The organism is Corynebacterium sp. NML140438, from assembly GCF_001875725.1.
GTDB lineage: Bacteria > Actinomycetota > Actinomycetes > Mycobacteriales > Mycobacteriaceae > Corynebacterium.
Map to the genome: position 1 here is coordinate 1 of NZ_MLCQ01000016.1, position 13,102 is coordinate 13,102.

13 protein-coding genes are annotated in these 13,102 nt (G+C 60.2%); 4 read left to right on the forward strand and 9 right to left on the reverse strand.

Features of this window, described 5'->3' with window-relative positions; genetic code table 11:
* Nucleotides 1–1,184 precede the first annotated feature (1,184 nt).
* Nucleotides 1,185–2,141 (forward strand): diaminopimelate dehydrogenase, encoded by a 957-nt coding sequence (locus BJP08_RS02920; protein ID WP_071568185.1) that lies wholly within the window; start codon nucleotides 1,185–1,187, stop codon nucleotides 2,139–2,141.
* A gap of 179 nt (nucleotides 2,142–2,320) precedes the next feature.
* Here the strand turns inward: BJP08_RS02920 and BJP08_RS02925 are convergent, their stop codons facing one another.
* The 6 genes from BJP08_RS02925 to panB form a co-directional block, all read right to left on the reverse strand.
* Entirely contained in the window at nucleotides 2,321–3,094 is a 774-nt protein-coding gene (locus BJP08_RS02925; RefSeq protein ID WP_083428380.1) for an ABC transporter ATP-binding protein, read from the reverse strand.
* Nucleotides 3,091–4,182, reverse strand: coding sequence for an iron ABC transporter permease (locus BJP08_RS02930; protein ID WP_071568186.1), 1,092 nt, complete (start codon nucleotides 4,180–4,182; stop codon nucleotides 3,091–3,093). Before BJP08_RS02930 ends, BJP08_RS02925 begins: the two co-directional genes overlap by 4 nt.
* Nucleotides 4,163–5,317: an ABC transporter substrate-binding protein gene (locus BJP08_RS02935; protein ID WP_071568187.1), complete on the reverse strand. Its 1,155-nt coding sequence runs from the start codon at nucleotides 5,315–5,317 to the stop codon at nucleotides 4,163–4,165. The genes BJP08_RS02930 and BJP08_RS02935 overlap by 20 nt, the downstream gene beginning before the upstream one ends.
* 59 nt (nucleotides 5,318–5,376) lie before the next feature.
* Nucleotides 5,377–6,102, reverse strand: a complete 726-nt coding sequence (locus tag BJP08_RS02940; RefSeq protein ID WP_071568188.1) for a class I SAM-dependent methyltransferase — start codon at nucleotides 6,100–6,102, stop codon at nucleotides 5,377–5,379.
* A gap of 224 nt (nucleotides 6,103–6,326) precedes the next feature.
* A complete protein-coding gene (gene panC / locus BJP08_RS02945; protein ID WP_071568189.1) occupies nucleotides 6,327–7,151 on the reverse strand; it encodes a pantoate--beta-alanine ligase in 825 nt (274 codons plus the stop codon).
* An 11-nt stretch (nucleotides 7,152–7,162) separates the two neighbouring features.
* Nucleotides 7,163–7,966, reverse strand: coding sequence for a 3-methyl-2-oxobutanoate hydroxymethyltransferase (gene panB / locus BJP08_RS02950; RefSeq protein WP_071568190.1), 804 nt, complete (start codon nucleotides 7,964–7,966; stop codon nucleotides 7,163–7,165).
* Between the two features lie 143 nt (nucleotides 7,967–8,109).
* On the opposite strand from panB, the gene BJP08_RS02955 reads away from it, so the two are divergent.
* Together BJP08_RS02955 and BJP08_RS02960 are read left to right on the forward strand one after the other, a co-directional pair.
* On the forward strand, nucleotides 8,110–8,727 hold the full coding sequence (locus tag BJP08_RS02955) for a DUF3558 family protein (RefSeq protein ID WP_071568191.1): 618 nt from the start codon (nucleotides 8,110–8,112) through the stop codon (nucleotides 8,725–8,727).
* Between the two features lie 21 nt (nucleotides 8,728–8,748).
* The gene (locus BJP08_RS02960; RefSeq protein ID WP_071568192.1) at nucleotides 8,749–10,479 is read left to right on the forward strand and encodes a hypothetical protein; all 1,731 of its coding nucleotides are present in this window, start codon (nucleotides 8,749–8,751) and stop codon (nucleotides 10,477–10,479) included.
* On the opposite strand, the gene BJP08_RS02965 is transcribed toward BJP08_RS02960, so the two are convergent.
* Nucleotides 10,460–10,879: a YbaN family protein gene (locus tag BJP08_RS02965; protein ID WP_070361696.1), complete on the reverse strand. Its 420-nt coding sequence runs from the start codon at nucleotides 10,877–10,879 to the stop codon at nucleotides 10,460–10,462. The two genes, BJP08_RS02960 and BJP08_RS02965, sit on opposite strands and share 20 nt — an antisense overlap.
* Nucleotides 10,880–10,918: 39 nt before the next feature.
* On the opposite strand from BJP08_RS02965, the gene BJP08_RS02970 reads away from it, so the two are divergent.
* On the forward strand, nucleotides 10,919–11,440 hold the full coding sequence (locus BJP08_RS02970; RefSeq protein ID WP_071568193.1) for a flavodoxin domain-containing protein: 522 nt from the start codon (nucleotides 10,919–10,921) through the stop codon (nucleotides 11,438–11,440).
* Here BJP08_RS02970 and BJP08_RS02975 read toward each other — a convergent pair.
* The gene (locus BJP08_RS02975) at nucleotides 11,437–11,895 is read right to left on the reverse strand and encodes a hypothetical protein (protein WP_071568194.1); all 459 of its coding nucleotides are present in this window, start codon (nucleotides 11,893–11,895) and stop codon (nucleotides 11,437–11,439) included. The two genes, BJP08_RS02970 and BJP08_RS02975, sit on opposite strands and share 4 nt — an antisense overlap.
* 65 nt (nucleotides 11,896–11,960) lie before the next feature.
* Nucleotides 11,961–12,494, reverse strand: a complete 534-nt coding sequence (locus tag BJP08_RS02980; protein WP_071568195.1) for a hypothetical protein — start codon at nucleotides 12,492–12,494, stop codon at nucleotides 11,961–11,963.
* Nucleotides 12,495–13,102: the final 608 nt, after the last annotated feature.

Here is a 13,102-nt window from a genome sequence, read left to right on the forward strand (position 1 = left end):
TACTGGCGAAAAGGCCAACCTCCACTGGCCTAAACACAAAACCGGTGCCTCGGAAAAATAAAAACCAAGGCACCGGTTTGTCCACCATGTCGCGACTGAGTTGTCAACTATGTCGCGACTGAGGACATTGATTTTGAGGTCAGCAATTATGGGTACGCGGACGTCCACGATCATCATGTTCTTAGCGCTGCCGTGGCTGGCAATGTCCAGTACATTGTCACCAGCGACAGAAGGCTCGCTGACTATATCGGCTCACACCAGTTCCCGTTTGATGCGTTGACTCCGGATGAATTCTTTTGCCACATTTTTGAGGCGTTCCCAGGGCTTTGTAAGAGGGTAGCGCAGGAAAACGAGGCTTACTGGGAGAAGGTGAAGGGCGCCAAAGTGACGAACCGGACGATTACCGCCGTAATGCTAGAGCGCTCGGACTGCCCGAATTTCGCAACGGCTGTTGATTCCGTTTTCAGGTAGCGAGTGCAGTCGGCGTTTCGCGCACCACATTCCATTGCGTGATTGTTCGCGACCTGGGTTTTTCCGAATCGTTCTCCTCAAACCCGGAATGTGGTGTCATCCCAGCCGGGCCGAGTGACAAAGGACGCAACCCACTTTTCGTGACCTGGGCTTTTGCCGGAGTCAGTCGGCAGGATTGCGTCCTTTGTCACTCGCTCTTCCCCCGGTAGGTAAAACCCCAAGCAATTCTTTTTAATGTCGATTTCCGTGCACGAAAGATATCGGAAAGATATAGCGCCGTAAACGACGCTGTTGAAACGGTGTTCGTGCAGGCCAGTGAATTGTTACGATATCTTTCTATATCTTCACCAGCGGGACACGCACCACATTCCACCCCGCGCAACCAGCGACCTGGGCTTTTGTCCTCCCGCCCCGCTGAAAACCCGGGTTCTGGTGCACAGCAAACTGCCAGAAACCCTATCGCCAGCGGAGCCAGTGACAAAAGACGCACCCGAAAATTCGCGACCTGGGAAAACACCCGTTTTCAAAAGTGCAATTGCGTCCTTTGTCACTCACACCCTGTGACTAAGCCACCAGCAAGCCACCAACCTGCCACCAACCCGCCTCGCGCATTCCCTCACACCCGATATGCGAGTAAAGTAGGCCCGTAATTTAAGGGCAAAACAGCCCAAAAGCCACGAGCCCAAAGGGCCACGAGGAAAGGGAGGCGCAGTATGCGTGTTGGCATTGTCGGCTATGGAAACTTGGGCAAGAGCGTGGAGCAGTTGGTGAAGCTGCAGCCGGATATGGAGTTGTCGGCGATTTTCTCGCGTCGTAGCAAGTTGGATACGGACGCCCGCGTGTTGCCGGTTGCGGAGTTTGCGCAGTACAAGGACGAAATCGACGTCGCGATTCTGTGCCTGGGCTCGGCGACGGATATTCCGGAGCAGGCGCCGGAGTTCGCGAAGTATGTGCCTACCGTGGACACGTACGACAACCACCGCGACATCCCTCGTCACCGCAAGGCGATGGACGAGGTTGCGCGCGAGCACAACACGGTGTCCATTGTTTCCACTGGTTGGGACCCTGGTATGTTTTCCCTGAACCGCGCGATGGCGGAGGCAATTTTGCCGAACGCGCAGCAGCACACGTTCTGGGGCCCGGGTCTGTCGCAGGGGCATTCGGATGCGGTGCGCAGGATTGAGGGCGTCGCGAAGGGTGTGCAGTACACGATCCCTGCGCCGGATGCGTTGGATCGTGCGCGCCGCGGCGAGTCCGAGGGTCTCGACGGCAAGTCCGCCCACAAGCGCGTCGTTTACATCGTGCCGGAGGATGGCGCGGACACCGCCGCCATCGAGCACACGATCCGCACGATGCCTGACTATTTCGTCGGCTACGAGGTTGAGGTCAACTTTATTGACGACGCCACCTTCGCCCGCGAGCATTCCGGCATGCCGCACGGCGGCCACGTGATCACCACCGGTGGCATGGGTGATAACCACCAGCTTGTCGAGTACACCCTGGAACTGTCCAGCAACCCCGACTTCACCGGCGCCGTCGCCGTCGCGTACGCGCGCGCGGCTGCCCGCCTCGCGGAAGATGGCAAGTCCGGTGCCTACACGGTGCTGGAGGTTCCGCCGTACTTGCTGTCCCCGGTCGCTCTCGACGACCTGATCGCCCGCGACGTTTAACCCCGACGCTGGGGTAGAAGGTGCCGCAAAAGGCTCTTAGAGAATTTGTGAACAGATTTGCACATGCAGATCTGTTCACATTTTTCTGAGTCCGCTTTTCATCACGCCCGCCACCGCTACACCTTCCCGAAGCACTGGGAAGTCTCGGCGCGCTCGTCGGTGCCGTGGTAGCGCGCTGGTTAGACGTCGATTGCGACGAGTTTGTGGCCGTTGTGTTCGATGATGTCGGCGGTGACTTCGTAGACGTGCGAGATGATGTCGGCGGTGACTTCGTCGCGGCTGATGTTGGCGTAGCTGGTGCCGTCGCGAAGAAAGAGAAATTGGTCGCAGTGGCGTAGTGCTACGTTGAGGTCGTGGAGTACGGCGATGACGGCGATGTCGCGCTCAACTGCGAGTTGGCGGACGAGACCGAGCATTTCGTATTGGTTGCGGGGGTCAAGGTTGCTGGTTGGCTCGTCGAGGATGAGGATTGATGGTTCTTGGACGAGCGCGCGTGCGAGTATGACTTTTTGACGCTCACCTCCGGAGAGGGTGCTGATGTCGTGGAGTTGTTTGTCTGCCATTCCGACGAGTTCCAGCATGTCGGCGCACATTTGGAGGTCTGATTCGCCGACTGCCCATTGGATGTGTGGTTTTCTGCCGAGGAGGACGTAGTCGAAGGCGGTCATTTGGGTGGCTTCGGAGTGTTGGGCTACGTAGGCGGCAAGTTTTGCCATGTCTTGCCTGTTGAGCGCGGTGGCGGGGGTTCCGTTGAGGGTGATTTCTCCGGTGGTTGGGGTGAGGAGTTTGATGAGGTTTTTGACGAGGGTGGACTTGCCTTCTCCGTTGCGTCCGAGGACGGCCATGCATTCGCCGCGCGCGACTTCGAAGCTGACTCCGCGTAGGACGTGGTTGGTGCCGTACGAGAAGTGGAGGTTGTTGCATGTAATCATGGGTGCGCTGTGTGGCTTCATGCGCGGACTCTCCGTTTGAGTAGGAGGAAGAGGAAGATGGGCGCGCCGACGATGGAGGTTACTGCGCCGATGGGGAGCACGACTGGGCTGATGATGGTGCGGGCTGCGATGTCGGCGAGGAGGAGGAGGGTGGCGCCGCAGAGGGCGGTGCCTGGGAGGAGAAAGCGCATGTCGTTGCCGACGAGGCGTCGCATGATGTGTGAGGCGACGAGCCCGATGAAGCTGATGACGCCCACGAAGGCGACGGAGACTGCGGAGATCAGGGCGCAGACGAGCAGGCTGATGGGTACGAGCACTGCGACGGGTACGCCGAGGCTTTTGGCGGCGTCGGTACCGGCTTCAAAGGCGTTGTAGTTCCAGCGGTTGTACATGAAGTACGTGAATGCTGCGGCGGCGATGCCTGCGGTGAAGAAGATTTGTGTCCAGCTTGCGCGGCCGAGGGAGCCGAAGGTCCAGTAGACGACTGAGGCGACTTTGATGTCGTCGGCGAAGTATTGGACGAGCGAAGTGCCGGCGCTAAACATTGCGCTCAGCGCCACGCCTGCGAGTACGAGTACTGCGGGGCCAGCGTTGAGTGCGCGCGAAATGAACATGATCACGAGTGTTGTGCCCATGCCTCCGAGGAACGCGAATGCCGTCACGAGGGCGGGGTTGCTAATGCTGACGGCGGCGTCGCCGCTGACGTTATTGACCTGGGCGCCGGCACCAAAATAGACGATGGCAATTGCCGCACCAAACGCGGCGCCTTGGGACACCCCGAGCGTTGAGGATGAGGCGAGGGGGTTGCGCAGCACGTTTTGCATGATCGCACCACACATGGCTAAGCACATTCCAACTGTGACTGCGATGCATGCTCGGGGCAGGCGAATGTTCCATACGATGAGTGAGTCGCGCTCCCCGCTCGGATGCAGGAGTGCCCGCAGGACGTCCCCCATCCCCATCTCTGCCGATCCGGCCTTGAGCGAGCCAAGGAAACAGAGGCATAGCAACAGGAACGCCGCCAGTAAGACTGCGTATTTGCGCAGTGTGTGCCGATGGTAGTCGGCAGTACTGGCGGGCCGTTGTGGCTTAGCCGTTGGCTTGGTCACTGAGGTCGATCTTTCCGTAGTACAGGCCACCGGCTTCCATTTCGTCGAAGAAGCTCTTGCCCAGCATGACCTGCATGATTTCTTCGGCCTTCTCTTCCAGGTCGATGTCTGCGAACTGCTCGGGGTAGAGCACCTTTCCGGCGTGGTAGGCGTTGATCAACAGGTAGGTGATGTTTGGCCCGGCTGCGTTGGTTGCCGGCATTGTGTACCCCTGGCCGTTTTGGACAGCGCGTAGCCCGTTGAAGTAGTCGGGGCGCAGCTTGTATTCGTCGCGGACCAAGTCAAGGTTGCCTGGGTCGAGGAAGATGACGTCGGGGTCCCACTCGGGGATGACTTCCCAGTCAACCTCGGCGCCGTTGCGACCGTTCTCGAACGTCTGCGTTTCCTTCAGTACGTCGGCGACGTTGTGGGCGTCGATTGCGTCGAATGCTGGGAAGTCCACGTAGGTGTAGGCGAACCCGTGTGCGCCGTTGAAGGTTACGGCACCTGTGTAGACCTTCTGTTTGTCTTCTTCAGCGACGCCCGCGACGCGGTCCTTGAGGTCTTTCTTCGCGGTGGCGATGTAGTCGTTGATTTCCTTGGCGCGGTCTTCCTTGCCGGTCACTTTGCCGACCATTTCGAGGGTGGTGGCGAAGTCGTCGTCAATAAATCCCTTAGAGAGGTAGCGGATGCTGACGACGGGAATGCCGGTTTGTTTTTGCAGTTCGTCAGCGGCTTCTGCGTTGAAGCCGGCGAGGATGACGTCGGGGTTCGCGGTAAGAATTTCTTCCGGGAAGGCATTGTTTTCGCCGGAGCCACCGCCCTTACCGATGACGGGCAGTTCCCCAAGCTTGTCCGCGTACACGTTGCTGTAGTCGTATGTCGCGCGTGGGCCGGATTGATCGGTCTGTTCCGAGCCGACGAGCATGTCGACCAGGTCCATGTAGGCGGCGATGCGCGGCCCCATCGACCCGACCGCGACGACGCTATTGACCTGCTCAGGAATGGTCACTTCGCGGCCCATATTGTCCGTCACGGTGATGGTGGCATCGCTGGCGGTTGTCGTCGGCGCGGCTGTATCTTCCGCGGGACTCGAGCAGCCTGTGAGCGTCAGCGCGACCGCAGCACCGACCGACAGCAATATCTTCTTGAACAACGCACTCTCCTTGGGTTGACCCCTACTCAAAAATACATTCAATTGAATGATACAGTATTTTATGGTTGGCGTTCGTCCACGCGCCAAATTGCGAGCGCGTACGCCATCGTGAGAGTGACGTCAATACGCTTATCGACGCCCTCGCCCGGCAACGCAGCGAGCATCATCTCTGCAACCTCATCCCCATACTGCGCCCTCGCGCGTTCGGCTTCGTAAGAGACATCGTGGGCGTCGTACTTTCGGGATCGCACACGCGTCTGGTAGCGCAGTTGCGGCAGGTAACCTTCGGAAATCAACCAATCGACGTGCAGCGAGCCATCGAAAGGTTTCGCCGCGACGCCCGCATCGCGCAATGCCTGCTCAAGCAGGCTCGTACTGCGGTACGTCGGCTTATTGACGACACACCACCGCGACGACAACCGCATCAGCGCAGCAACGTCATCAATAGTGTTAACGCCCGGGCTCCTATTCGCGATCACCGCGGAAAACGTGCGACCCTTGAGTGATTCGGGGATTCCGCCGGACCAGTCGTGTGTGTAAAAGGTGAGGTTTTTCGACGTCGGCGTAGCCCCAATCATCGCCGGCGAAATATCGAACCCGTAGCCCTCAGCAATATGCGGTGCCATCTTGCCGAGGTGCCACCCCGGCCCACAGCCGATGTCCAGCACCGTGGAATCCGGTGTGAGCACGTCAAATTCATCCAACACCTCGAGGAGAAGGTCGGGCCCTTCTTCCAGGTTGCGTGCCCAAGTCGGGGCCTGATCATTCCAATATTCGATTGACATATTAACTACCGTAGCGGAAACGCAAACTCGACTTAGGCTTCCGACCTGCGATTGTTTGAATAGAGGTGCCTAATCTCCCAAGGTTTCGGTGTTTCGGGGAAACCTTGGACGATTAGGCAGCTGTATTCGGCTTGTGGTGCAGGTGCAATTTTGTTCACAAAATCCCGAGCACGCTTTTCAACACACCTTCCACCACAGAACCCCGAAACCCACAGCGCCCCGGCCTACCCCAGCAGCGCGTTATCGATGAGCCGCACGCCGTCCACCGTCGCCGCAACCAGCGCCAGGCCGAGCCCGGACGTCGGCTGCAGCGTATCTGGATCAACGACCACCAGGTAGTCCAGCGTCACGCCCTCGGAAGCCGCGAGCTCCGCACGCACGGCATCCACGTCCAACGCGCCCGCGTCGACTTGTTCCTGCAGCGTCCGCAGCGAACGCGACAGCGTCAGCGCCTGCGAACGTCCCGTCTCGGAAAGGCGCACGTTGCGGGAAGACTGCGCCAGGCCGTCCTCGGCGCGCGCGATGGGCAAGGTGCGGATCTCCACGTCGTGGTTCAGGTCGCGAACCATTCGGCGCAGCACCGCCACCTGCTGCGCGTCCTTCTGGCCGAAGTAGGCCACGTCCGGTTTGGCCAGGTTGAACAGCTTGTTTACGACGGTCGCTACGCCGTCGAAGTGCCCTGGTCGTGATGCGCCTTCCAGGACGGTGCCCATCTCGCCGGTGCGGACCCAGATCTGCGGTACGCCGCCCGGATACATTTCTTCGACGCTGGGCGCGAACACGATGTCGACGCCGCGCTCCTCGCAAAACGTTGAGTCGGCCTCAATGTCGCGGTGGTAGTTGCGGTAGTCGTCGCAGTCGCCGAGGTTGTCGAACTGCAGCGGGTTGAGGAACACGCTGGTAATCAGCGTATCGACCTCTCGCCGAGCACGCTCGATGAGCGTGCCGTGCCCGGAGTGCAGCGCACCCATGGTTGGCACCAGTCCGACGGTCCCGTTCGCCTCCGCTCGTGCCGCGCGGAGCTCTTCAACAGTGGTAATGACTCGCATGATGCCCTTTCTTAGTCCTCGAACGATTCGGCAGCAGCGGGGAATTCTCCCTTTTCGACGTCCTCCCGGTACCTTCGCGCCCCCTCCAGCAGCTGTGTTCCCAGGTCCGCGTACTGACGCACAAACCGCGGCGTTTTTCCGCCGGCGCGGAACCCGAACGCGTCTTGCCACACCAGGATTTGCCCGTCGGTGCCGTTGCCTGCACCGATGCCGATGGTCGGGATCGGAACTTCCTGGGTCACCCGCGTCGCGATTTCGGAGGGCACCATCTCCAGCACGACCGCGAAAGCACCCGCGTTTGCGACGGCGGTGGCGTCCTCAAGCACCTGCTGGGCTGCGTCACCGCGACCCTGTACCACGTAGCCGCCGAGCGCGTGCTCGGACTGCGGCGTGAATCCGATGTGCGCGCAGACGGGAATGCCGGCGTCGACAAGCGTTTTGATCGTCGGCGCCACCTCGACGCCGCCCTCTAGCTTCACTGCCTGCGCCCCAGTCTCCTTCATTACGCGCACCGCAGCTGCGAGCGCCTGCGCCGGCGACTCCTCATACGTGCCGAACGGCAGGTCAACCACCACAAACGTACGCTGCGTCGAGCGCACCACGGCCGAGGCGAACGCGATCATCTCGTCGAGCGTGATCGGCAGGGTAGTGGTGTGGCCGAGCACCACGTTGGCTGCCGAATCCCCGACGAGCAGGAAGTCGATGCCGGCCTCGTCGAAGAGTTGGGCGGTCATGGTGTCGTAGCTGGTCAGAGCTGTAAATTTGCGACCCTCAGCCTTAGCCTGGGCGAAGTAACGAGTACGAAGGCGTTTCATACCGCCTTATATTAGGACGGTGCGTGGCGGTTTGTTGGCGGTTATTGAAAACCGGATGTCCACCATGGTGTACACAAAACCCTTTACAATCGCGTGAAATGCACTAGGTTGTGTAGAAACACTTTTAAAAACGGGGGGACACTTTGCGCACCTATACCTTGGCACCACTGCTCGCCGCCACACTGCTCGCTGGCTGCTCCAGCACCACCCTTATCGACGCCCCCTCCGCCCCAACCAACGCCCCTCCCTCGGATGCTTCGGGCCAGAAAGCCTTCGTGTTTGAGTCCGGCACCGTCCCCATCGGCGACTTCGATCCATTCGCCCTCGCACCCGAGGACTACTTCGATCCCTGCAACGACATCACCGAGGACGAATTCCGCCGCGCGGGCTTCACCGGCGAAATCAAACGAAGCACGGATGGGGAGATCGACTCGCCGCATGGGAACTCATTTTGCATGTTTTCTGAGCCGGGAACTTTTCAGTCCAAAGGAATTGCGAACAGTGACGGAAATAGATCACAAGCAGAGCAGACACGAGTTATGGTCGACGGAATCGAGTCAAATATCTTGCCGGAAATCTACGTCTACAGGCAGGAGATGCCCCTTGTGACGACTCATCCGTGCATTGCACAAGTGGATACGATGCGTGGAGCTATCGGAACCTTCTTTTTCAGCCTTGACGAGAGCTATTCGTTTGATGATTACTGTCAGATAGCGGTTGATCTGCTAGAGCAATTGTATTTGTCCGGGGCACACAGCTAACCAAAAGATATTGGGGGAAAAATGACAAAAATAATTATTGAAGTTGATGATGTTAACGGCGCCATCAATGACTTGCAGACGATAGCCTATGACGCTGCCGGTATGTTCACGGCGACCACTTTTAATGCTGGGGGAACCTTCTCCTCGGTCTCCGGCCTCCGTGAGGCAGGGGAGAAGCACGGAGCGATCTACTCCGAGCACGCTCCACTTGCGACGGACGCGTTCACGGGGAATGTGAAGTCGTCGGCAAAGGTGTTGAAGGTCTGCCTGGACAATACGGTGATGGCGGACGATTCGATTGCGGGGATTGTGAACGCGGTCGGGCTCAGTGCAACGCCCGGGTTGAGTGGGTTAGGTTCGAATCTTGGGATGTCGTCGGCGGCGGCTGTCGCGAAGAGTTACAAGACGCAGCCGTTCAATAACCGTTCGGTGTATGCGTCGACGGATGGGAGCTTCGAGTCGCTGGTGAGCAACATCCTGACCACGAATACCGCGGTGCCGACGGGGTTGGCGTCGAATTGGATGTCGAACGCGCAGCGTATTTACGAGATGGTGGAGGCCATCGCCCCGGCCATTGCGTCCCTGGAATCTTCGTCTGAGACCGAGTTCGTGGCCCAGGCGATTGCGCGTCTCCAGTTGATTCAGGCGGCGGGTTCCGAGTACGCAGCCAACTCGGCGGCGCTTGCGGGGAATAACACGGGGTTGGCGGCGTTGGCGTCGTCGTCGCAACTTATGGCGGCGGCAGCCCAAGCTGCGGCGATAGCAGCTGAGGCCGTATCCCCGGCCGCGGTGAAGGCCGTGAAGGAGGCCTTCGTCAGTTCCTACCCGATGTACGTCAACTCGTACCTGCCAGCGACGAACCCGACCTTCGTCAAACTGCTTCCGGATCTCACCGACGTTACTGGTTCCGACTTCTCCATCAGTGGCCCTCCGAGCCCGGGCGCTCCCGCGTTTGCGGACGCCCCGATGCCCAAAGGGCTCGCCAGCATCTTTGCAAACAACGGCTACACGGATCTCGCGAACGCGCGTGGCCCGCAGGATGTGTTGCAGCAGTTTGGGAAACCGAACCCCGACATGCTCAGCGCTATCGCGTCCGGCGCCACCCCGACCCAAGTCGCCTCGGCGCAGGCCCCGACGCTTCCTCCACCAGGGGCGCTGAATGCCCCGGCGGCGAATGTCGCGCCGGGCGCTGGTCTCCACGGTGGTCTCGCCTCTGGCGCCGGTGGGCTGGGCGGCGCGACGACGAACGCCGCCTCTGCAGCAGGCTCCCGCGTAGGCGCAGGCCAAGGCGCATTCGGCGGCATGCCGATGGGTGGCGCAGGCGGTGGTGGTCGACATCGCGCCGGGTCGCTGCACCAGCAGGCGGCAGGCTTCGGCTCGTCGGCAGGCGCAGGAACCAGCGCAGGACTCGGAGCAGGAGCCAGCGCCGGCTCACCCGCAGGCGCAGGGCCAAGCGCAGGCGGCTTCGCCGGTCGACCAGGCACAGGTTCGCCAGGTGGCTTCGGCGGCCAGTCAACCCCAGCAGGCGCCGCAGCGCCAGGCGCAGCAACCGGTAACTCCGCAGGTCAGCAGGGACAGCGAGGCGGCTTCATGGGTGCGCCAATGTCGCAGGGCCGCGGCAAGGATGACAAGAAGCAGCGCCCGAAAGCGGTCACCAGCGCCGTCGAGAGGGAAGGCAACATCCACGCCCTGCTTGGCGACGCCCCCTTGGTCAACCCCGGCGTCATCGGCTTCAACGTGCGTGGTCGGTAGGCAGTCCAGCGCGCTGGCGTAGTTCGGTGGCGCGCTCGGGGCGTGGCCGCAGCCGCCAGATGTGCGCGCTCACTGCGGTGCCGATCGCGGCGAGCAGCAACGCCACCGGCCACAGCCCAACCACCGCAATCACCACCCATATGGAGGCGCCCATCCCCAACCACAGCAGCCCTAGAATCCGCAGCTTCTGCGCGCGCGTCAGCTGTCCTGAGTAGTAGTCAATAATGAACGGTCCGAACGTGTCGTGGCGCAGCAGGTAGCGCTCCAATCTTGGCGAGCTCCTCGTAAAGCACACCAGCGCAAGCAGTAGAAACGGTGTCGTGGGCAGGATCGGCACCCACGCGCCGACCGCGCCCAGGCTCAGCGCCACCAGCCCCACAATCATGTACACGTACCGCATCGTCGCCACATTCTAGCCGGAACATGCAACAATAGTTGTATGACTGCCTGCACTATCCTGTACGCCTCGTTCTACGGCTCCACCAAGGAATACGCCGATGAGCTGGCAAAACGCCTCGGCACTACCGCCGAGCCAATCCCCGACGCCGACTTCTCTCCCGAAGGCCCCATCGTGGTCCTCGCCCCAATCCACGGCCCGAACAACCCCGGCGCCAACTTCATCCGCAAGCTCCCTGACCCACTTTTCGACGCCCACTCCGTCTCCCTCGTCACCGTTGGCATGAGCCTGGACGAAGTGGCCGTCGATAAGGACTTTTCTGCCAAACTTTTGGGGAGCCGCGCGGACAGCGTCACGCGCTTCTACCTGCCCGGACGCATGAACTACTCCGAGCTGTCAGCCGCCCACGCCGCCACGATGGCGGGCGTCGTCGGCGCTTTGCGACTCAAACCGCGCAAGTCCGCGAACGACCGCATGATGATCGACACCTATAACAAGGACGTGGACCGCGTCGACTTCACCCGCCTCGCCCCCGTCGAGGCCTGGGTGCGCGACAATGCTTAGCGGAGCAGCCCGGCCTGCTGCGCGAGTCCCCCGAGCAGGCCGAGGATGCCAAGCACGAACCCGATGATGATGCCCGCCTTCGTGCCGTCATCCATCGGCTCAGCCTTGAAATCCTTGCCCTGCAGGCATGCCTGGAGCGCCATGCCATCGTTGAGGGCTGCGGTCTCCGCTGCGTCGGATGAACCGAACGCCTCGCTGAGCTGTGACGACTGCTGCGCGTTCGTCAAGTCTGTATCGGCCAGCTTCTTGAGACCGTCTTGTTTTGACACCCAGTTCTTGATGGCGCTCTGAGTGTACGTTCCGTTGTTCTGGGTCATGCCAGGGCTGTCGAACTTCAGCGTGCAGTGATTCTGGTAGTTCTTAGTACTCATCGTGTTTGACGCGGCATCGGCAGTCGGCGCGAGCATGGACGCAACCATCGCAGTAGCGAGAGCAGTAGCGGTGATCTTCTTCATCGTGATGTCCTTATATAGAGAGGAAAGCCCCGCACGGTGCGGGGCTTCAGGCGTTGATGGGTTGCCTACTTGAGGAGGTTCGTCAGGAACTTTGCAACAGGTGCTGGCAGCATGTGGCGGAACTCGGGCGAGAACGCCGCACCAAGCGCCGCAATGCCGATGCCTAGAGGCACAATGACCGACAACAGCCAGTACGCAGCCGCGCGGCCCTGGTGAGGTTCGACCACGGAGGACAGCGAGTTCACGAAGTTGGTGGAGTAGTTCTCGCCGTTCGCGCAGGCATGCAGTGCGAGCAGATCTTCGCCCTTCTTAAAGTCGTACAGCGTAGCGTCACTGTCACCCCGCAGGTAGGCTCGGTGGTTCATGAGGGTGGCATCAGTGGTAGTGGCATTCGGCAGCTTCAGCTTTGCCTCTGCAGGGGTGAGCGTATCCGGCAGACCGTATGAGTGGGTGATCTTGCACGTATTGCCGGAGACGACGGTGGTCACCACGTATGCGTTGTCATAGCTGCTGCCCTTGTCTTCCGTGGCACCAGCCGTCGGGACGGCCAGGCCGAGTGCCATGGTTGCAGCTACGGCTGCGGTTGCGAACTTCTTCACAGTGAGTGCTCCTTTGTTTGACAGGGAGAAATAAGGTTCATGCTCATTAACCCCCCTATCTTTTGTCAATTTCTGGTTACCAGGCATTACGCTGTGTCGGTGGAGCGTCGAACTGGGGACGTCAGTTCAAGAAACGTTGGGTATCACAGAGGTTCTTGTGCGTCATGCGATGGATGCCCGATTGCAGGAGTGGACCCGGAGGGAAACCGGCAACCCTAGCTGACGTCTTGAAGATCCTGCTTCTCTGCTCCTTCTCTGCTCCGAAGCCTCACACAAGGTAAGCGACGAGAGGTATTGCGGCGTGCACGGAAGGGTGCAGCCCGACCTCGGCGATCAGCATGGCACTCCGTAAATCCCGCGCTTTTAGCTCGGCACAGGAACGCCAGGATAAAAACGAGGAATTCCTGTACGTTAGCTGTGCACCACAATCCAGAACCGGACAGCATCGAACTGGGAAAATAGCACCTCGGATAACAGGGGGCGCTTTGTGTCAAGTGGTTGTGAACGTGTTTGGGTGTTAGATCGTGATGGGTTGTGGGGTTGGGGCGGTGTGGGTGGTGGTGCGGATGATGCTGACTTCTGCTGGAAGACCTGTGCCAGCTGCGGTG

What these genes read in the sequence shown, in the direction of transcription:
- BJP08_RS02920 (WP_071568185.1), top strand. Translation starts at nt 1,185, where the DNA reads ATGCGTGTTGGCATTGTCGGCTATGGAAACTTGGGCAAGAGCGTGGAG.
- BJP08_RS02925 (WP_083428380.1), bottom strand. Translation starts at nt 3,094, where the DNA reads ATGAAGCCACACAGCGCACCCATGATTACATGCAACAACCTCCACTTC.
- BJP08_RS02940 (WP_071568188.1), bottom strand. Translation starts at nt 6,102, where the DNA reads ATGTCAATCGAATATTGGAATGATCAGGCCCCGACTTGGGCACGCAAC.
- panC (WP_071568189.1), bottom strand. Translation starts at nt 7,151, where the DNA reads ATGCGAGTCATTACCACTGTTGAAGAGCTCCGCGCGGCACGAGCGGAG.
- panB (WP_071568190.1), bottom strand. Translation starts at nt 7,966, where the DNA reads ATGAAACGCCTTCGTACTCGTTACTTCGCCCAGGCTAAGGCTGAGGGT.
- BJP08_RS02960 (WP_071568192.1), top strand. Translation starts at nt 8,749, where the DNA reads ATGACAAAAATAATTATTGAAGTTGATGATGTTAACGGCGCCATCAAT.
- BJP08_RS02965 (WP_070361696.1), bottom strand. Translation starts at nt 10,879, where the DNA reads ATGCGGTACGTGTACATGATTGTGGGGCTGGTGGCGCTGAGCCTGGGC.
- BJP08_RS02970 (WP_071568193.1), top strand. Translation starts at nt 10,919, where the DNA reads ATGACTGCCTGCACTATCCTGTACGCCTCGTTCTACGGCTCCACCAAG.
- BJP08_RS02975 (WP_071568194.1), bottom strand. Translation starts at nt 11,895, where the DNA reads ATGAAGAAGATCACCGCTACTGCTCTCGCTACTGCGATGGTTGCGTCC.